The sequence below is a fragment of the Acinetobacter portensis genome (genome assembly GCF_010646905.1).
Lineage (GTDB): Bacteria > Pseudomonadota > Gammaproteobacteria > Pseudomonadales > Moraxellaceae > Acinetobacter > Acinetobacter portensis.
Map to the genome: position 1 here is coordinate 1,753,916 of NZ_JAAARQ010000002.1, position 20,085 is coordinate 1,774,000.

General features: G+C 35.3%; 17 protein-coding genes and 1 tRNA gene. 12 read left to right on the plus strand and 6 right to left on the minus strand.

Going from position 1 to position 20,085, the window contains the following annotated elements; genetic code table 11:
• The first annotated feature begins 23 nt into the window (after positions 1–23).
• A tRNA-Leu gene (locus GTK57_RS08335) sits at positions 24–110 on the plus strand.
• 426 nt (positions 111–536) lie between these two features.
• Positions 537–1,559, plus strand: coding sequence for an AraC family transcriptional regulator (locus tag GTK57_RS08340; RefSeq protein WP_163122581.1), 1,023 nt, complete (start codon positions 537–539; stop codon positions 1,557–1,559).
• A 58-nt stretch (positions 1,560–1,617) separates the two neighbouring features.
• On the opposite strand, the gene GTK57_RS08345 is transcribed toward GTK57_RS08340, so the two are convergent.
• The 5 genes from GTK57_RS08345 to GTK57_RS08365 all read right to left on the minus strand — a co-directional run bounded on the left by GTK57_RS08345 (position 1,618) and on the right by GTK57_RS08365 (position 7,692).
• The gene (locus GTK57_RS08345; RefSeq protein ID WP_163122584.1) at positions 1,618–2,355 is read right to left on the minus strand and encodes a fimbrial biogenesis chaperone; all 738 of its coding nucleotides are present in this window, start codon (positions 2,353–2,355) and stop codon (positions 1,618–1,620) included.
• Positions 2,352–3,671: a fimbrial protein gene (locus GTK57_RS08350; RefSeq protein WP_163122587.1), complete on the minus strand. Its 1,320-nt coding sequence runs from the start codon at positions 3,669–3,671 to the stop codon at positions 2,352–2,354. Before GTK57_RS08350 ends, GTK57_RS08345 begins: the two co-directional genes overlap by 4 nt.
• A 3-nt stretch (positions 3,672–3,674) precedes the next feature.
• Positions 3,675–6,284, minus strand: coding sequence for a fimbria/pilus outer membrane usher protein (locus tag GTK57_RS08355; RefSeq protein ID WP_163122590.1), 2,610 nt, complete (start codon positions 6,282–6,284; stop codon positions 3,675–3,677).
• A gap of 7 nt (positions 6,285–6,291) precedes the next feature.
• Positions 6,292–7,050, minus strand: coding sequence for a fimbrial biogenesis chaperone (locus GTK57_RS08360; protein WP_163122592.1), 759 nt, complete (start codon positions 7,048–7,050; stop codon positions 6,292–6,294).
• A 105-nt stretch (positions 7,051–7,155) separates the two neighbouring features.
• Positions 7,156–7,692: a fimbrial protein gene (locus GTK57_RS08365; protein ID WP_163122596.1), complete on the minus strand. Its 537-nt coding sequence runs from the start codon at positions 7,690–7,692 to the stop codon at positions 7,156–7,158.
• A gap of 619 nt (positions 7,693–8,311) precedes the next feature.
• Between GTK57_RS08365 and GTK57_RS08370 the strand changes: the two genes are divergently transcribed.
• The 7 genes from GTK57_RS08370 to GTK57_RS08400 all read left to right on the plus strand — a co-directional run bounded on the left by GTK57_RS08370 (position 8,312) and on the right by GTK57_RS08400 (position 16,686).
• On the plus strand, positions 8,312–9,553 hold the full coding sequence (locus tag GTK57_RS08370; RefSeq protein WP_163122599.1) for a sensor histidine kinase: 1,242 nt from the start codon (positions 8,312–8,314) through the stop codon (positions 9,551–9,553).
• Positions 9,554–9,651: 98 nt separating this feature from the next.
• A complete protein-coding gene (gene glnE / locus GTK57_RS08375; protein ID WP_163122603.1) occupies positions 9,652–12,411 on the plus strand; it encodes a bifunctional [glutamate--ammonia ligase]-adenylyl-L-tyrosine phosphorylase/[glutamate--ammonia-ligase] adenylyltransferase in 2,760 nt (919 codons plus the stop codon).
• Between the two features lie 18 nt (positions 12,412–12,429).
• Positions 12,430–13,356 (plus strand): branched-chain amino acid transaminase, encoded by a 927-nt coding sequence (locus GTK57_RS08380; protein ID WP_163122606.1) that lies wholly within the window; start codon positions 12,430–12,432, stop codon positions 13,354–13,356.
• A gap of 170 nt (positions 13,357–13,526) precedes the next feature.
• Positions 13,527–14,297: a glycosyltransferase gene (locus tag GTK57_RS08385; RefSeq protein WP_163122609.1), complete on the plus strand. Its 771-nt coding sequence runs from the start codon at positions 13,527–13,529 to the stop codon at positions 14,295–14,297.
• 23 nt (positions 14,298–14,320) lie between these two features.
• Positions 14,321–15,076 carry a glycosyltransferase family 25 protein gene (locus GTK57_RS08390; protein ID WP_163122612.1) on the plus strand — a complete coding sequence of 252 codons (756 nt, stop codon included), beginning with the start codon at positions 14,321–14,323 and terminating at the stop codon, positions 15,074–15,076.
• A gap of 7 nt (positions 15,077–15,083) precedes the next feature.
• Positions 15,084–15,881: a glycosyltransferase family 25 protein gene (locus GTK57_RS08395; protein ID WP_163122615.1), complete on the plus strand. Its 798-nt coding sequence runs from the start codon at positions 15,084–15,086 to the stop codon at positions 15,879–15,881.
• 37 nt (positions 15,882–15,918) lie between these two features.
• The gene (locus GTK57_RS08400) at positions 15,919–16,686 is read left to right on the plus strand and encodes a glycosyltransferase family 25 protein (protein WP_163122618.1); all 768 of its coding nucleotides are present in this window, start codon (positions 15,919–15,921) and stop codon (positions 16,684–16,686) included.
• 5 nt (positions 16,687–16,691) lie between these two features.
• On the opposite strand, the gene GTK57_RS08405 is transcribed toward GTK57_RS08400, so the two are convergent.
• Positions 16,692–17,570, minus strand: a complete 879-nt coding sequence (locus tag GTK57_RS08405) for a lysophospholipid acyltransferase family protein (RefSeq protein WP_163122621.1) — start codon at positions 17,568–17,570, stop codon at positions 16,692–16,694.
• A gap of 177 nt (positions 17,571–17,747) precedes the next feature.
• On the opposite strand from GTK57_RS08405, the gene rfbB reads away from it, so the two are divergent.
• The 3 genes from rfbB to GTK57_RS08420 are packed head-to-tail and all read left to right on the plus strand — an operon-like array spanning position 17,748 to position 20,084.
• Positions 17,748–18,806 (plus strand): dTDP-glucose 4,6-dehydratase, encoded by a 1,059-nt coding sequence (gene rfbB / locus GTK57_RS08410; protein WP_163122624.1) that lies wholly within the window; start codon positions 17,748–17,750, stop codon positions 18,804–18,806.
• Positions 18,807–18,811: 5 nt separating this feature from the next.
• Positions 18,812–19,699, plus strand: a complete 888-nt coding sequence (rfbA, locus tag GTK57_RS08415; RefSeq protein WP_163122627.1) for a glucose-1-phosphate thymidylyltransferase RfbA — start codon at positions 18,812–18,814, stop codon at positions 19,697–19,699.
• Positions 19,686–20,084, plus strand: coding sequence for a sugar 3,4-ketoisomerase (locus tag GTK57_RS08420; RefSeq protein WP_163122630.1), 399 nt, complete (start codon positions 19,686–19,688; stop codon positions 20,082–20,084). Before rfbA ends, GTK57_RS08420 begins: the two co-directional genes overlap by 14 nt.
• The last annotated feature ends 1 nt before the right edge of the window (position 20,085 follow it).

Genomic DNA, 20,085 nt, shown 5'->3' on the forward strand with positions numbered 1-20,085 from the left:
GAAACAGGGTAATATAGCCGCATCCCGAGGTGGTGAAATTGGTAGACGCGGTGGATTCAAAATCCACTATCAGAGATGATGTGTCGGTTCGAGTCCGACCCTCGGGACCAGTTCAAAAAAAGGCTCTAAGCATATTAAGACTTAGGGCCTTTTTTATTGCTTAAAATTAAATAAATCATCTTATTTTTTGTCTTAATCTTAAAGCTTAACTAACCACTTTTTAGATATTCATTTTGAAAAAGGAGCTTCAACAAAAGGGTCTCTACATTTTTTGTGCTCATGGTGAAATTTTATGGTTAGGCGGTATGAATTAAACCAATAAAAAAAGAGCCTTATAAATTTTAAAGCCATATCGTCTTCATAACGGTCTACTATAAAAATAATATCGATAAGCTATATCTTTATGATATTAATAACGTAAATCTAATCACACTGTAAATAAACATATAGCAGCCACCCAAACCATTATTAAAATTGAAATGGGTGATAAATGTGTTAATTACAACAAATAATTTACGACATGAGAAGGGCGTCACATGAAATCATTTTTAAAAACGAGAAGTGTTTATAGTGGAATGGTTAGATTGTTAGATGCTTTCTGTGAAAAAAATTATTTAAAATCACCTATAAATCATATTTATGACATTGACGATAGAATCATTTTTAGTCAGTGGTTGAAAAAACTCAAATATGTAGATCAGCAATATCAAAAAGAGGGTTTAGGCTTAGAGATTGCAAAATTAAGTAATCCGAGCCATTTAGGTATTTCTTTATATATTGCGGCATCTTGTAAAAATCTAAAAAGTTACGTGGAGCTACCATTACAGTATATTTCTATATGGTATGACTATATGCACAAGGATGTAAAAATAGTTGGTAATGAAATTATTATATCTTGGGAAAAACCAGCGTATTACAGTGCAGGACTACATATTCGGGAAACAGCGATTTCGGAAGAGTTGCAAGTTGCTATTATTTATCAAAGACTATTGACGCTTATTGGACAGAACCGTGACATTTTTACTAAAGTTGAGTTAGCTATCCCGAAGCCTAAAAATACTAAATTGTATCAAGATTATTTTAATTGCCCTGTAAGTTTCGATGCAGAGCGGACATTATTTAAAGTACAAAAGTCTATTTTAGATGTTCAGTGGGCTAGTGAGGATCCAATGTTATTACATATCCTTCAAAAGCCAGCCGATCAAATGTTTAATGAAATGCCTAAACATACAAAATTTTTAGAGAATGTGAATCAGGCAATTATTAAATCGATTAAGGCTCAAGACCCGAAAGTTAGTGTAACGGCTGGATATTTGAATATGAGTACGCGTATTTTGCAAATGGCTTTAAAAGACCATGGTGTACGTTTTCAAGATATGTTGAATGATGCTCGTTTAACTTTGGCTAAACAGTATTTACTGAATAAAAATACAAGCATTATAGAAATTTCAAGCTTATTGGGCTATCAAGAGCAAACATCATTCAATCGAGTGTTTAAATGTTGGACTGGATATACCCCAATGCGTTGGCGTGAATTAAATATTGAAAAAACAGTTTGAGTGAGCTGAAATATTCAAATGATCTCGTGCATTAAAATTATTTTATACCTGCTTAGACTTATTTGAGTTGAATACTATAGCGATGCGCTTTTCCTAAATCATCAATCAATGTGTATTCTAAAATGTTTTGAGAAGCATTTTTGAATGCATGGTTGATGAGCGTGTAATTTTTTTCGGAAAATGGCGGTAAAATATTATCTTCATTATGTTGAATAGTAGAGCTCGATTGATTATTTGAAATTTTAAGATTGGCAAAATTCAAGTAGTAGGGGGTTGGGTTTTTAAGTTTTAATTCAAATAAATTATTATTAGAAATGAATTGATATTGAATCTGTTGTTGTAAATCATCTAGCGTATAAGGTTTAAGACCTTGTGGTCGGTAGAAAATTTTCATTTGTGTATTCATTGCTAAATTTAAGTATTCATCAGCAAGATTACTTTTTTTAATGGCAGGAATTTCATATAAATTTAACCAAAAGAGAGACTCACGGTCAGTGGCTAAAGGCATTCCGTTATAAACAATACGAATTCCTTTTGTTTCTTTAGGTGTTAATTTAAAAATTCCTGGCAGTACAACGAATGGAGAATTTTTAAACTCAGGGTCTATTTGTCCTTCATCAACCCAAATTTGAGTGAGAACTGGATAATCATTCGTATTCGCAAGTATTAAACTTTTATCTTTACTTTCTTGCGAGTAAATTACACGTGTTGAGGATGCTAAAATTCCTGCGTGACTGATCTCAATACTAAAGAGCATTAAGATCAGTAGGTAAGTGTTTTTTAGTAAATATTTCACTGTACTTTTACAACCACCGTAGCTGTTGCTTTAACTTTCCCTGGTATAGGGTCAAGCGTTGGTATTTTTTCTAAAATGGCACGATATTGTTGTAAATATGTTGTATATCCTGCTTGCAGAGAACCCATAGAGTTGTTATTTCCCTCTAAAACAGGATACCACCCCGCAGATGCTCCACCACCACTAATCGCATATTGGTTTAAAAATAACATATTTGTTCCAGTATTGCCGTTTTGAATTTTTACGCCAACACCTTTTGCAGTTTGAGGGTTGGTGTAATCATCCGAAATTAGATATTCACTTGATCCGTTTGCATTAATTAAATTTAATTGTTGTGCATTCATATAAGCTGCATTCGATGGTTGAAATCCTATGGCTACTTGATCTTTAGCCGTACCAGAATTGGCAGTATTACTACATTCTACTTCAACATTAAAATTTACTTCTGACGTTGCACCAGCTCTTAATTGGGTTGCTGCAATAGCAGGGAAATTCACTGTAGGAGTGGCGTTTCTTGCGACACATGTTTCTGCTCTAGATAGAACTGATGAGCTTGTATTAAGACCATAAGCAATTCCATAGGCTGAGAAAAAGTAATAGCTTGTGTTTGAGTCTGCGCCTTCTTTATCTGGTGTCCAAGAATAAAAAACTACATTGCTATTACCACCAAGTTGAATGTAAGCACTCGGTTGGTTACAAGCAGCTTTAATGGTTGTGCCAGCAAGGGTGCCACTTTGATATGTTCCATCTGTAATCATATGGGTGTAGCAAAATGATCCACGGCTATAAACAGGTAATGAGCTTACTTTATAAAGTGTTGCCTCTAGTGGTGGAATATCCATTAATCGGATTTGAATTCGACCATTTGCAGCAACGGCATAGTTTTTGATATCTAATCTTTTCCAGTAACGTGAAAATACAACACCATCCATAGATTGCTTAAGTCCAATATATTGCCACCATGTTGCATACACACCGCTCAGCCCATCAGCCTCGCCCACTTCAACATGTCCACCAAATGGTTCATCACCATTTGTTGCAACGAGAAAGTAAATATTTGGTAGATCTGCTGGATCGCACGTCCAAATTACAGTCGATGGTGAGATACCTCGATGTGAAGGAGGTACAACGGTATGGCCTAAAACACTGCCTGTTGGTTGTAAATAAGCTGAACTTAAATTGAGAGAGCCAAATTCTATTGGTGTTGCATAACTATCAGCAGCATTAATTGCATATGTCCGTTCACAACGTGCATATGATGTAGATATGGTGAGTAAGGTTGCGATGAATAGTAAAAATTTAATGAAGAGTTTCATGATCTAGTTCTCAATTTGACAAATTTCATTTAAACGAACAAGCGGAGTGTCTATTTGATCTTCAGGAATTTGATAGTGAATCACACAACGATCACTAGACTCATCCCCCCATGTTACATAAACTTTTCCTGTAGGCTCACTCGCTCTTAAGTAAATTTGCCCATTTTGTCCTGCCATTCCAATATTTTCACCAGCCATATTCTGAATATCAGAACCTAATGGAACTGCTTCACCATCTTTAAGTTGGCTCGCTATCAGCATTGCATATCCCTGACGGGTGTTGAAATTCACTTTTATTGAAGCCCCAGAGTAAGGTGCGATTTTTACATCACCCGCAGTTAATTCTGTATTTGATGACATGCCTTCAGGGTTTAATGCAATGGTGTTATAGCGATACGGTGTTAAGGCTGGAATGAGTGCATAGCCAGCTTTATTAATTTTTGTTCCCTGAATGTTTAATATACTTGCACCTTCAGCATTTTTTGCCTCAACCAATGCGAAAGTTTCTCCTAAATAAGGACCAAATGTAATACCACCACTATGAAGCGCAAAAGCACCTTGAATATTTGCTGAAGCTTGCCAGTAGTTATCACCTTTTGAGGCATTCAATGAGGTGTTTACATAGTCAAAACGTTTATTTAGTCCTGCATTCAAAACAGTTACTTCAGATTGATCATCATAACTAATACCTGTTGTATAGCTTAGGTCTTTAAATGACGTAATATCACCATTTATTGTGGTTTGATAATTGTTATGATCTGAATTGCCGTTGTAGTTAAATAATACATTTTTTGCATATTTCTTTTTTTCTAGCGGAATGCTTAAAGATAAAGCAAAAGTAGTATCACCATCTTTCGAAAATTGATCATTAAGTACGTTTGAAGATGGGGAACTATAAGTTAAAGTAGATGAATGTTGACGCGTTGCAGAAGCATTTAAACTTATGCCATTACTAAATGTTTTTCCATATCCGAGTTGAAATTGATAGTCTTTTGGTTTTTCATCTCGGTAGTTTGAGGCAGATCCTGATACATAAAGCGTGCCTAAATCTCCAAAAGACTGATTAAGCATGATGGTTGCGCGAGATTGTTCTTTATACGTTGTCGATTGGAACTCAACGTTATCTTTTTTTGCTTGGCGTAAAGAAATAACATCAGATAAGTCACGGTAACCATCTGTTGAAAAACGATATCCTGCTAAAGCAATTGTGGTATTTGTTGCTTGAAATGTTTTACTGTAATTGGCACCAAACATCCAACCTTGAATATAGCCTTCTTCAGGCACATTCGCTCGAGAGTATGTAATTTCAGTACCAAAAGCACCTAAACGACTTGTATATGCAGTACCAAACATTGTAGATAAATAACCATCTGCAACACGTAATCCATTATTTAGCGTAAAGGCATTATTCAAGCCATATTGAGTTGTAATATTAGAAAATTCAGTATTTTCACCTAACTCACGTGTGCGACCAATATCAATATTGTATTTAAACGCACCTTGGCGTACCGATTCGGGAACGGCGGAAAAGGGGACGCGAAACTCTGAAGTTTTACCATCAGCTTCGGTGACAACAACATTTAAGTCACCGTTATAACTTGTTGGATAGAGGTCTGATATTTTGAATGGCCCAGCTGCAACAGTAGTTTGATATAGCTCTTTACCATTTTGAAGAATAGAAACCTTCGCAGTCGTGTTTGCAATACCTTGAATAACAGGTGCATAGCCGCGCATAGAGTCTGGTAGCATGCGGTCATCAGTACTTAAATTGATACCAGTAAAACTTAAACCTGAGAAGAAACGACCAGAAGAAACAAGTTGACCCGCCGATAGTTCACTTTGAAATTTTGGTATAGGTCTTTTGACATAGCTACTCAGATTATTCCAGTTCATTTCATTATTATTATAATTTAGGCTAGATTTTTGACGGAATTGCCATGCACCAATATTAAAACCACCATTCAGAGACAAATAAGCTGAATTCTGCTGATACTTTTGATCTAAGCTTTCATAATTATTGTGATAAAAGTTTGTATAATAGTTAATAAAACCAATGCTCGAACCACTATCTAGTTGAGATGGAGATACATAGCCACGAGGTTTTTGCTTCATTAGGCTTTGAGGAATACTTAAATTTAGGCGCAGATTTGATACATCGAAGTGGCTTGTACCACTGCCAATTAAATTTTCTAATGTGTCACAGCGATCTTGTGATTCAGCATCTTGAATAGTCACCCCAGCATTTTGAAGTTGTGTTACCGAAAAGCATGGCTGAATTTTATTATTTGCTGTTTCAATAAATTGAACGCTCGTATTTTCAATAAATTTTTCATTAATATAGACGTCGGCTTTATAGAATCCTGGCGTTATTGCACCACCTTCACTTAAGCGTTTTAATGCTTTTTGATTCAAGCTAGAACCAAGAAAAAAAGCTTGATCAAATACGTATTCATCGCTTTCAGACACAGGATTTCCAATTTCACTATTCACTGAGTTTATTGGAGATACACTTACTTCTGCATACGATATTGCAGGTAAGCTAGCCATAAGACTTAATGTAAGAGGTATCTGAGGCAAAAATGGTAGAAATACCTTAGGCATAATAGCGCGCATGGTGTGATTATTCCTTGTAATTGCTTAGATCGGTTGTCACAGCAACGCCATAATCATTAATTAAGTTCAGGTTAATTTTTACATTAGCAGTATTTGTTGTTTTAAGGGAATAAGCCCACTCTCTAGAACTGTAGGGCGCAATCATTTGATTTTTTGCAATGAGTTTTTTTTGCCCTGCATGTGTTAGGTTTAATTCGGAAAAATTTGCATAATATGGGCTATTGTTATGGAGTACTATTTTCTGATTCGCGTTATTCCCCACCCATTGATATGTAATGTGTTTTGATATTTCGTGTGAAGGAACTGCCAAATTATCTGGGCGGTAAAGTACTTTTACGCGGTTTTTAAACACAAGCATAAGTCTGTTACTTGCTGTATTTTCACTTTTTGAAGCAGGAATTTCAGAGAAATTCATATAGAAAATACTTTCTCTATCTTTGGCTAAAGTTGACTTATCGCCCGTAAAAATTAAGCGAACGATTTGCCCTTGGTTTGGTGCCATTTTAAAAATTTGTGGGTTGGCAATAATTGGAGCATCAGCTGTTTCAGGAGTTGATGATTCATCACCGCTGTCTAACCATACTTGAACAATATTTGGGTTATTATCTTTATTCTGCAAATGTACGGTTTTTTCATTTTGATTTGCTGGAAAAATAACACGAGTACCAGTCATAACGACTGAAGCGGCTGTCATGCTGCTAACTAAAGTTGAAAGACAAAATAAGGCAGTACTACGCTTAAAAACAGTATTTATTAGAAGTTTCATAAAATTATTATCCTACTGAAATGAAAACGCTGTTACTGAATTTATACTCAATAACAGCGTCAAGACTGATGTGAAATTATCAACCTTCAGAAATTTTCTATTATTTTAGTTATAGCTTAATGTGTACTCAGCTACTGCTGTTACAGCACCCGCCGTTGCAGCATCTTCGGCATAATATTGTGCGCCAAATTGATGTGTCGCAGAAGTTTGACCAGCTTTAAGTACAAGTCCATCAACACTTGTTACGCCATTTAAAGTTACAGGTGCAGCACCTGTTGCATCGGCTGTTAATTGAATTGACACATTACCTGCGGGGTTGCTCGTTGCGATATTACCTAAATTACCCGTAGTCGTTACGTTGTGACCAAGAAATTTAGTTGAAATTTCAACGTCAGCAGTATCAACTTGACAGTCTTGAACGCTAATTGAGAAAGGTGTAAGACCAGTTGTCATGCCTGTAGCTGATAATTCAGTTGATGAAACAGTAGGTAATAATACTGTTGAATCTGTTTGTCCGTTAATGGTTGCTTTACACGTTTGATCGGTTACTTCACCTTGGAACGTAACTGTTGGAGCTGCTGTTGCAGCTATAGGAAGTGCTAAAGATAATGCTGATGCAATAAATATTGTTTTAACTTTCATTGTAAGTACCCTATAAATTTAATGTAAAAATGAAATGATCTAGAAGTCATTTCGCTAAAATACGGGGCTATTATCTTGTTAATTTTTATATATTTCTTGTCAGTTTTTTTAAGAAAACTGTCATTTCGCGAAGATTTAATAATAAATTACTATAACTGTTTTGATGGTTTTTTATGTGTGGACATATTGCTATTGCAGTGAGTTGGAGACGATTTTTTTGAATAATATTAGGGTTAAAATTTATTAAAAAAATATTACCTATTTGTTTTTTTTAATTGTGAAACAGGAATACTTATCTGCAATAGAAGAAATTAATTAAATGAAATTGATAAAGCATTGTCTTTTTCTATAAAACGAATTGGTGTGTTTTAAATTAGTTTTTAAATACAATGTTATTAAAATAATAAAGTGATTTTAATCGCGTGGTCGGGAGGTAAAAATAATAATGATGTAAATTGATGCTTAATAAAATTAGGTTACAGTTTAAATGTACTTAATTGTGTTCTATTTTACTTTCTTGTTGAAAAATAGTGGCAAAATTACAATTTATGTAATATTTTGTTGTTCATGGTGCGGTTAAACTTTGCTATAAAGCTAACTATAAAACAGTGAGGCCTGTATGAAATTAGAATTATTTGAAATGGGCGCGAAAACTGAACAGCTTGGCGCATGTCGCCTTTCATTATTATTGGGTATTTTAACAAAAGAAAATCAAATTGTTAAATTCTTGAAATTTGCATGTGGTATGTTGCAAATAGATTACGGGATTTTAGTTTTTAAAGACGAGCCCTATGGTTGGCATGAGTCAGATGGTATTTGTAAGGTTTTTTTAGCACAACCTCACGACGAATATGAACACTTTTTTTTAGATCAACCTTATATAGATACAAAACATCCTAATTATAAAATTGTCTCGAATTATATTCGTGAGCGTGGTGTAGAACACAAACGTTTTGTGACCATGAGTTTAAAACATGAAGGTCGTTCAATTGGTCATGTCGTATTATATGATGAACGAACCGATCATTTTGATGATAAGCAACTCAATATTGTCTTAGAGTTTGTACAAAGTTTAGTAAATATTATTAAGTTGCGCCTTGAAAATGCGGAACTTAAAGAAATATGTGAACAGCAATCTGCACTTAATTCAAGTAAAACTAAATTTTTTCAAATTATTGCACACGACTTGAGAGCACCTTTTCATGGCTTAATGGGCTTTTCAGAGGTTTTAGCACATGAAAGAGAAACATTAGATGATGCTGATGTTCAAGATATTTCAGAGTATTTATTTGAGACCTCGCAATCGACTTATAATTTGCTAGAAAGCCTTTTAAATTGGGCAATGGCAGAGGGTGGGCGCTTTGTTTATCATCCAATTTGTTTCGACTTAATTCAACTTGTGACCATTGTTCAAAATGTGCTTGCGAGTTTGGCTGCAAAGAAAAATATTGAAATTATTAACCAAATTTCACCCACTTTAAAAGTATATGCAGACATCAATATGGTGACATCTGTGATTCAAAACTTAGTTTCAAATGCTTTGAAATTCACATATACAGATGGAAATGGGAAGGTTGTTCTTAGTGCAGAAGAAGATGATCAGTATGTACATATTTATGTGAAAGATACTGGTTTGGGGATGAATGAAAAGCAAATGCAAAATTTATTTGATCCTAAATTTACGGTGAGCATAAAAGGTACATCTGGCGAGAAAGGCCTAGGTTTAGGCTTAGTTTTATGTAAACATTTTGTAGATTTAAATCACGGTGAACTTTCTGTGACATCTAAAGAGGGTGTCGGTTCTATTTTTAAAATTACTTTGCCTAAAAATAAGCAAGTTGCATTGGTCACTGCTGCTTGAAACTTAAGAAGTAAAATATAAAATTCAAACCAATTATTTCCCAAATTGAGTGCAACTACTGCTATAACTAATAAAAACATAAGGCTTCAGGTTTGGGAATGAACTCGGAACAACTGCATAAAACATTACGCGCAAGTCAGTATGCTGAACAAGTTTTAGAAAAGCATAAAGAATTAATAGAAAAAGATTATGCATTTGATGAATTTTTAAAACCCTTAACTCGAGAAAAAATCACTTCAATTATTGATGAATCATTAGCTGAAATTTTAGATGAAAATCAATGGATGCGTGTGCTTCGAATTTTACGTTCACGTCTAATGTTTCGTTGGATTTGGCAAGATGCAAATCAACTGACTGATGTTGTTCAATTAACTAAAGAATTATCAGACTTTGCAGATTTGGCAGTGTGTGCAGCAAAAGACTTTGCTCGAAAAGCATTGATTGTTAAGCATGGTGAGCCGATTGGTTACGGTGGAAAAGTCCAAGATCTCATTGTCATTGCGATGGGGAAACATGGTGCACAAGAACTGAATTTATCAAGTGATATCGATTTGATTTTTGCCTTCGATGAACAAGGTGAAACAAATGGCCGCAAATGCATTGATGTTCAACAGTTCTGCATTTTGTGGGGGCAAAAATTAATTTATTTGCTTGATCATATTACTGCCGATGGTTTTGTCTTCCGAGTGGATATGCGTTTACGCCCTTGGGGTGATGGATCTGCACTTGCCATTAGTCATGCAGCATTAGAAAAATATTTAAGTCAGCATGGTCGCGAATGGGAACGCTATGCTTGGATTAAAGCACGCATCGTTACAGGTGGAAAAGATGGTGATGAACTCCTTGCCATGACGCGTCCATTTGTATTTCGCAAGTATGTCGATTACACCGCTTTTGAAGCCATGCGTGAAATGAAAGCGATGATTGAGCGTGAAGTTCAGCGTCGCAATATTGAAGATGATATTAAACTTGGAGCGGGTGGTATTCGTGAAGTTGAATTCATTGTGCAAGTATTTCAGCTTATTTACGGTGGTTCAAAACTCGAGTTACAAGATCGTCAATGTTTAGTCAGCCTGCATCATTTGGGTGAAGTTGGATTGTTAGAATCTCGAGCGGTTGTAGAACTAGAAGATGCGTATTTATTTTTACGCCGTGTAGAACATGCTATTCAAGCTTTAAATGATCAACAAACTCAATCTTTACCAACCGAGTCTGATTCTCGAAACCGCATTACGGAAACGCTTGGTTTTACATCTTGGGATGAATTTTTAAATGTCTTAAATACAAAGCGCTCAAAAGTCATTTATCAGTTTGAACATTTGATTAAAGAAAAAGAAGTTGATCCTTTAGTTGAAAGTTTTTCACAAATTGAAAAACAACTCGATGAGGTTTTAGATGCAGATGCAAAAAATTTAGTTCATGAATTTTGGCATGGGCATGCATTAAAAAAACTACCTGCAAAAGCAGTTCAGCGCTTAAAAATGTTCTGGCCACATTTAATTGAAGCCATTTTACAGTCCGATAAACCACAAATGGCATTGGTTCGATTAATGCCTTTGGTTGAATCTGTCATGCGACGTACCGTGTATTTGGTGATGCTGATTGAAAGTAAAGGAGCATTGCAACGACTTGTGAAAATGGCAACAGTAAGCCCTTGGATTTGTGAGGAACTTACGCATTATCCAGTACTTCTTGATGAATTTTTATCGATGGATTTTGAATTGCCAAAGCGCCAAGATTTAGAAGATTCTTTGCGTCAGCAATTACTACGCATTGAGATTGATCAAGTTGAAGATCAAATGCGAGTACTACGTCTATTCAAAAAATCTAATGTACTTGCAGTTGCAGCAAGTGATGTACTGGCTGAAAGCCCTTTAATGAAAGTGTCTGATGCATTAACTGATATTGCAGAGGTTTCAGTGAATGCAACGTTGCATTTAGCTTATCAAATGATTGCAAAAAAACATGGTTATCCACTTTGTGCAGATGGACAACGCTGCTCACTCGATCATCTTGCATTTGCCGTGGTTGGTTACGGCAAAGTAGGAGGAATTGAACTGGGTTATGGTTCAGATTTAGATTTAGTGTTTATTCATTATATGGATGAGCATGCAGATACAGATGGTCAAAAACAAATTAGTAGCTTCGAATTTGCCATGCGTGTTGCACAAAAATTTATGTCCCTTATGACCACGCAAACTTTAGATGGTCGAGTGTATGAAGTTGATACTCGCTTGCGTCCATCGGGCGAGGCGGGCTTGTTGGTGACAAGCTTAAAAGCATTTGAGCAGTATCAAAATAAAAGTGCGTGGGTGTGGGAACATCAAGCATTAGTGCGCGCTCGCTCAATTGCAGGAGAACAGAGTTTACGGGAAAAATTTGAGGTATTACGGTGTGATATTTTGACCCGAATACGAAATGAAGAAAATGTTCGCGCTGAAGTTTTAAAAATGCGTCAAAAAATGAAAGATCATCTTGGCTCATCTGCCGATCAGAAAAAAGATGGAATTTTTCATTTAAAACAGGATGCAGGTGGTATCGTTGATATTGAATTTATGGCACAGTATGCGGTATTGGCATGGAGTGGGTCGAATCCAGATCTCGCCCATTACTCCGACAACGTACGAATCCTTGAGGATGCCGCAAAAACAAGTTACTTATCCAGTGACGATGCGACAGCATTGATTCAAGCTTACCTAAGTGAACGTGCCGAGAGTCACCGTTTAGCCCTTGCAAATCAATCCATGCAAGTGAATGCTGCGGACTGGCTTGATACCCGAAAGGTCGTTTGCAAATTGTGGCAAAGATTAATAGATCCAACTGCACTTATTGCATTGGATAAAAATGACTGTGTATAAAAATTTGGAGTGTGTGTCATGAATTTGGCTGATCGTGATGGTTTTATTTGGCAAGATGGACAATTGGTTGACTGGCGTGAGGCAAAAACTCACGTATTAACGCATACATTGCATTACAGCATGGGTGTGTTTGAAGGTGTCCGTGCCTATGAAACCCCGAATGGAACGGCTATTTTCCGTTTAAAAGAACACACTAAGCGTTTATTAAATTCTGCAAAAATTTATCAAATGAAAGTTCCATTTGATCAAGCTGCATTAGAACAAGCGCAAATCGACGTTGTTCGTGAAAATAAATTAGCATCTTGCTATTTACGTCCAATTATTTTTATTGGTTCGGAAAAGTTAGGTATTGCTGCAACAGATAATACAATTCACTCTGTTGTTGCTGCTTGGAGTTGGGGTGCTTACCTTGGTGAAGAAGCAATGGCGAAGGGTATTCGTGTTAAAACTTCATCATTTACACACCATCATCCTAACGTGACCATGTGTAAAGCAAAAGCGTCGGGTAACTACACCTTATCTATTCTTGCACATCAAGAAGTTGCTCATTCAGGTTACGATGAAGCAATGTTGCTTGATCCACAAGGTTATGTATGCCAAGGTTCTGGCGAAAACGTATTCTTAGTACGTGATGGCGTGATTCATACACCAGATGTTGCGGGTGGTGCATTAGACGGTATTACACGTCAAACGATTATCACAATTGCAAAAGACCTTGGTTATGATGTTGTTGAACGTCGTATTACACGTGATGAATTCTACATTGCAGATGAAGCATTCTTTACAGGTACTGCTGCAGAAGTTACGCCAATTCGTGAATATGATGATCGTCAAATTGGCGAAGGCGTTCGTGGTCCAATCACAACTCAAATTCAAAAAGCCTACTTTGATGCGGTTCAGGGTAAAGACCCTAAATATGCACATTGGTTAACTTATGTAAAATAAGTAAACGCTGAATAAAAAAGGACTCATTTGAGTCCTTTTTTATTGTTATTTAAATGCTTTTTAATTCAGCAAATTAAAAGATGATCGCTCGGCTTTTATTTCGGAGCTTATTTCAAGCTAAGAAGACTATGTTATGATGTTTGGCATTAAGTGGATGGATATTTATAAGCATGTCTTTACCTGAAAATGATGATGTTCTAAAAGCGTCAGAACAGCCCAATCAAAATATTGTGTTGTGTATGAAGTGGGGAACGAAATACGGTTCCGATTACGTCAATCGTTTATACAACATGGTAAAACGTCATACGACTGTTGATTTTAAAATGGTGTGTTTGACTGACCGTACAGAGGGAATTGATCCTGCTGTTGAGTGCTTCCCAATTCCACCACTTGCTTTACCAGAAGGAAGCCCAGAGCGTGGTTGGAATAAACTTTCTACATTTGAGCCAGATTTATATGGTTTAAAAGGCAATGCTTTATTCTTAGACTTAGATGTTGTGATTGTCGACAACATTGATGGCTTCTTTACATATCCTGGTGATTTCTTAATTATTCACGATTGGAAGCGACCTTGGCGTATTACGGGAAATAGCTCTGTATATCGTTTTAAGCTTGGTGCTTTTCCTGGGTTGTTGCCATATTTTCGTGAAAATTTTGATGAAATTCGCGAAAAATTCCGTAACGAGCAAGCTTATTTATCTTGGTATGTAGATAAAGAAGGTAAGCAAACGTATTGGCCTGATAGTTGGTGTAAAAGCTACAAATATCACTGCTTACAAAAAATTCCAATGGCATTTTTTAAGCCACCTGTAAAACCTGAAGGCGTAAAAGTTATTGTATTTCATGGTGAAATTAATCCACCAGATGCAATTAATGGCGGTGGTGGTAAATGGTATCGCTATGTACTGCCTTCGCAGTGGATTAAGGATGCTTGGAAATAATAGGGCTTGATGGACTTAAAAAAATGAAATTAGGTGTCTATTTAATTAATTTAGATTCAAGCACTGAGCGTTTAGCCCAAGCAGATGCTGAGTTGAAAAAGTATGGTGTTGAATATCAGCGTATTTCTGCGGTTGATGGACGTCAATTAAATATAAAAGAATTTCCTTTATATAATTCAATACGATCTAATAGCTATACAGGTCGAGATTTGATTGGTTCGGAAATCGGTTGCTATTTAAGTCATAAAAAAGCCTTAGAAACTTTTGTTAATTCAGATGCCGATTTAGGTTTAATTTTAGAAGATGATTTACATTTAAATGAAAAGTTTAAAATAGTTTTATTGGAAACTGTTGATATCTTAAAAAATACAACAAACGATTGGGCTGTTGTGAATATCGCGGCAAATAAGCGAAAGCTTTCTGCACCAATGATGACGATTCAAGGTCATGATTTATTAAAAGCTTACTATTTCCCAATTTTGGCTTTAGGCTTGCTGTGGTCAAAACAAGGTGCAAAAAGCTTTTTAGCTTCAATGAATGATATTTTCACACCAATTGATGTTGAAATTCAGGCTTGGGCATGTAAAACAGGTTTAGGTTTATCTATTTATCCGCCAATTGTTCAGCCAAGTGGTGCGGATAGTGACATTGATGCAAATACAATTGCGCAGAAAAAAGATAGTTTGCGTGTAGACCGTTTTCTTCCAAAGCAAAAAAGACTTTGGCAAAATAAATTTAATGCAATGAAATACTTGTATTGCAAGAAAGTAAAAGATTGATTAAGCAATGAAAATTTTATTAATAAATTTAGATCGATCTAAAGATAGATTGGAAGAACAAAATACTCAATTTCAAAAAATAGGTTTGAATTTTGAGCGTTTTCCTGCCACGTCAATTCAAGATTTTAATCAAGATGAATATGAGAAATTAGCATTCAATGGGCAAAGACCATTAAAACAATCTGAGCTTGCTTGCTTTTTAAGTCATAAGCGTACGTGGGAATATGTAGTTCAACATAATGAGCCATGCGTTATTTTGGAAGATGATGCTGTATTGGTTTCAGATTTTGAAACAGTAATTAATGACATTGCTCAATTAACTGAACTTGATTATGTAAATTTAGAAGTTGTTGGACGTAGAAAAACAATTTCTAAACAGCCATCATATATTTTAAACGAGTATCAATTATATAAGCTTTATCAAGACCGTAATGGTACGGGCGGATATGTTCTTTTTCCATCAGGTGCGAAAAAACTGTTAGATTTTATGGAAAAAAGAGCTATAGGGTTGGTGGATGAATATATTTCGAGCTGCCGTAAATTAAATAGTTTTCAAGTTGAGCCCGCGGTCCTTTTACAGGGGGTGATCTGTCCTATTTATGGTATTGAAACTAAAATTGATCAAGGTTCGGTTATTGGGCAAGTAAAGAACCCAACGGCATATGATTTCTCCTTTTCACAGAAACTCATATTTAAGAAAAATAGGGTTTCTGCGCAATTAGTTTTGGCTTGGTATTATTTGAAATATTTACTCATTGGGTCTAAAAGGCTAATTGAAGTGAATAAGTCTAAATTTAAAAATTAATGTTAAACCGTAATAGAGAAATGGAAGTTCGCTCAGTATGCAAATTCAAGTTATAAGTTTAGCTACAGCTATAGAGCGCCGTAAGCATATTCAAAATGAATTTGAGAAACAAAAGATAAGCTTTGATTTTTTTGATGCTTTAACACCAAACTTAGCTTTACCTTTAGCTGAAAAAATGGCATTAAATCTTCACTGTGATCGTATAGCAAAAGGTGAATTGGCGTGTTTTATGAGTCATGTATCACTTTGGAAAAAAATGGTCGATGAGAATATTCCATATTTGGCAATTTTTGAAGATGATATTTTTTTAGGTGAAAATTCATCAGAGTTTTTAAGCTCTTCAGATTGGATTGAAAAAGATTGGCATATTGTAAAAACAGAAGCTTTTGCGCATAAAATTGTTGCTGATCAATTGAAGAAGATAAAAAGTACATCTAGAGAAATAGCATCACTGAAAAGTAGAAATTTAGGAACGGCTGGCTATATTTTGTCGCTTGAAGGTGCGAAATCATATTTGAAATATGTAGGGAGTAATGAAATTATCCCTTTGGATGAAATGATGTTTGATCATTATATTAAATCAAATAATTTAAATGTTTACCAATTATTCCCCGCATTATGTATACAAGAAATGATGCTTTTTCCAGAAAAAAAAGCATCTTTACCAAGTGATTTATTGATTGAGCGTAAAGCACGCATGAGAAAATTTAAGAAAAAAGGTTTTGCTAAATTGAAATTAGAGAGTTTACGAATTCTAAATCAGATTGAGCTCATTTTGTTTGGAAAAGTCAGCGAGTTTAAATAACGCTTTTATGATTTTTGATATAAATTTTCGGTTTCTTTCGAGCCTCTAAAGCGTTTATAGCCCCACATATAGTGTTCAGGAAATTGATTAATAAGGTCTTCGACCACTTTATTCATTGCTGTTGTCGAAATATTGATATCTGTATCATAAAGATCTGGGTATTTTAACCCCGCATCATTGATATGGATGTCGTAGCCTTCATCATCTTTAGATCGTACACATGCCATAGAAATTAAACGGCATTTGGTTTTTTGAGCAAGTTTTGATGCAAGTGTACTTGTTAATGTATTAATGCCAAAAAATGGGGCTATAACACCACCAGATGGATCTGGAACATGATCAGGTAGAATTACACTAAATCCACCTTGTTTAAGATTTCTAAATAAAGCCTTAACACCTGATGCATCGGTAGGGACCATTGTTGTATTTAAGCGCTCCCTTGAGGCTAAAACGAACTCCTCTATTGTTTTGTTTTTGATGGGTTTGTACATAATGGTTGGTGTGCCATATTGATGTACCCAAGGATTCATAATTTCCCAATTTCCCAAATGAGGTGTAATAATTAAAGCACCTTTAGGGTCGGATAGCGCATCCGTTAATACATCAAGATTATGAACATTTTTAATTTGTTGAATATTCCATTTGGTAGGCATTGCCCAACATTTTAAAGAGTCTGCATAATTTAAACATTGATTAATGACACTTATTCTAGCTAAATTCTCTTGTTCTTCCTTTGTTAAATTTGGATAGCACAATGCGATATTCACACGTGTTTTCCATAACATTCCATTTGTTTTCTGAGTGTTTAAAAACATAGCAGTGAGTTTTGCACATGATTTTATTATGTTTTGTGGAATGAAACGAAAAATAGAGAGTGTGTTCATTAATGCTGGTTGAAGTGGAATTAGTTCTATAATAACTTAAAAGTGCAAACGGATACTATTTTACAGTACTTATAAATTGTTCTCTTAATGATAAACAAAAGTGAAAATACATTTATCTATATAGAAATTTTGTTATTATTCATGCATTAAATATATTAGGGTTATAGGGAACATTAAATGCGTTTCATGATCACTGGGGGGGCTGGATTTATTGGTTCGGCGGTAATAAGACATATAATAAAGAACACTGATCATGAAATTTTGAATGTGGATAAGTTAACTTATGCGGGTAATCTAGAATCCTTAATCTCTATAGACCAAAATGAAAGATATTCATTTAGCCAAACAGATATTTGTGATCGTAGTGCTTTAGATCAATTATTTGAGTCTTATCAACCAGATGCTGTTATGCACTTAGCAGCAGAGTCGCATGTGGATCGTTCTATTACGGGACCATATGCATTTATTGAAACTAATATTATTGGGACTTATCAGCTTTTAGAGGCAAGTCGTAATTATTGGAACTCACTTGAAGACTCTAAAAAACAAAAATTTCGTTTTCATCATATTTCAACAGATGAAGTTTATGGTGATTTAGAAGGTACAACCGATTTATTTACAGAAGAAACATCATATTCACCAAGTTCACCATACTCTGCATCTAAGGCGAGTTCTGATCATTTAGTGCGTGCATGGAACAGAACATATGGCCTTCCTATTTTAGTAACCAATTGTTCAAACAATTACGGACCTTTCCATTTTCCAGAAAAGTTAATTCCTTTAATGATTTTAAATGCATTACAAGGAAAGCCATTACCTGTTTATGGAAATGGTCAACAAATTCGTGATTGGTTATTTGTTGAAGATCATGCTCGTGCTTTATTTAAAGTTGTGACTGAAGGTGTGGTGGGTGAAGCCTATAACATTGGTGGGCATAATGAGAAAGCCAATTTAGATGTTGTACATGGCATTTGTGAGTTATTAGAAGAGTTAGCACCCAATAAACCAAAAGGTGTGAACTTTTATAAAAATTTAATTACTTACGTAAAAGATAGACCTGGACATGATGTTCGCTATGCGATTGATGCCAGTAAAATTCAACGTGAATTAGGTTGGACGCCTGAGGAATCATTTGAAACAGGCTTACGAAAAACTGTTCAATGGTATTTAGATAATCAAGAGTGGTGTCTTCATATACAAGATGGTACTTATCAAAATAGAAAGAAGGGTGCGTAAGTATAATGAATACAAAAGGTATAATCTTGGCAGGTGGGTCGGGGACACGATTGTATCCCATTACAAAAGGTGTTTCTAAGCAATTACTACCTATCTACGATAAGCCTATGGTGTATTACCCATTGTCGGTTTTGATGTTGGCGAAAATTCAGGACATATTGATTATCAGCACACCTGAAGATATTGACGGTTTTAAACGGTTATTAGGAGATGGTTCTCAATTTGGAATACGCTTGGAATATGCTGTACAGCCTAGTCCGGATGGTTTAGCTCAAGCGTTTATTATTGGTGAAAGCTTTATTGGTGACAGTAATGTTTGTTTAGTACTTGGTGATAATATATTTTATGGACAAGGCTTTACTCCAATGTTGCATCAAGCTGTTTCCCGTCAAAATGGTGCTACAGTCTTTGGTTATCAAGTCAAAGATCCTGAGCGATTTGGTGTTGTAGAGTTTGATGATAAAAAGTGTGCAATATCCTTAGAAGAAAAACCTGAAAAACCGAAATCGAATTTTGCTGTGACAGGTTTATATTTTTATGACAATGATGTAATTCAGATTGCTAAGCAAGTTAAGCCATCAGAACGAGGTGAGTTGGAAATTACCACAGTAAATCAAATGTATCTGGAACGAGGCGATTTAAATGTAGAATTGCTTGGACGTGGTTTTGCATGGTTAGATACAGGTACACATTCAAGCTTACTTGAGGCTGCACAATTTGTTGAAACGATTGAAAAGCGCCAAGGCTATAAAGTGGCCTGCTTAGAGGAAATTGCACTTAATAATGGTTGGTTGACTCAACAGCAAATTTTAGAAATTGGGCAAGGTATGAGTAAAAATGATTATGGTCAATATCTGATTTCTTTGGTAGGTGGTGCAAATGAATTTAATTGAATGGATTGAGCTTCCAAGTTTAGGAGATCAGAGAGGTTCCTTGGTTGTTGGTGAGGCTGGTAAGCATATTCCCTTTGATATAAAAAGATTTTACTATATTTTTGATGTTGATATGCAAGTGCCACGTGGGTTTCATGCTCATAAAGAGCTAGTGCAGGTTGCATTTTGTATACAGGGTTCTTGCAAAATGTTAATGGATAATGGTAAAGAAAAATCGGAGGTTTTGCTAAATCAAGTAAATAAAGGACTTTTAATACCTCCTATGATTTGGCATGAAATGCATGATTTTTCTAAGGACTGTATTTTACTTGTATTGGCAAGTCAGCATTATGATGAAAATGACTATATCCGCAATTATACAAAGTTTCAGGCGATAAGAGACTAAA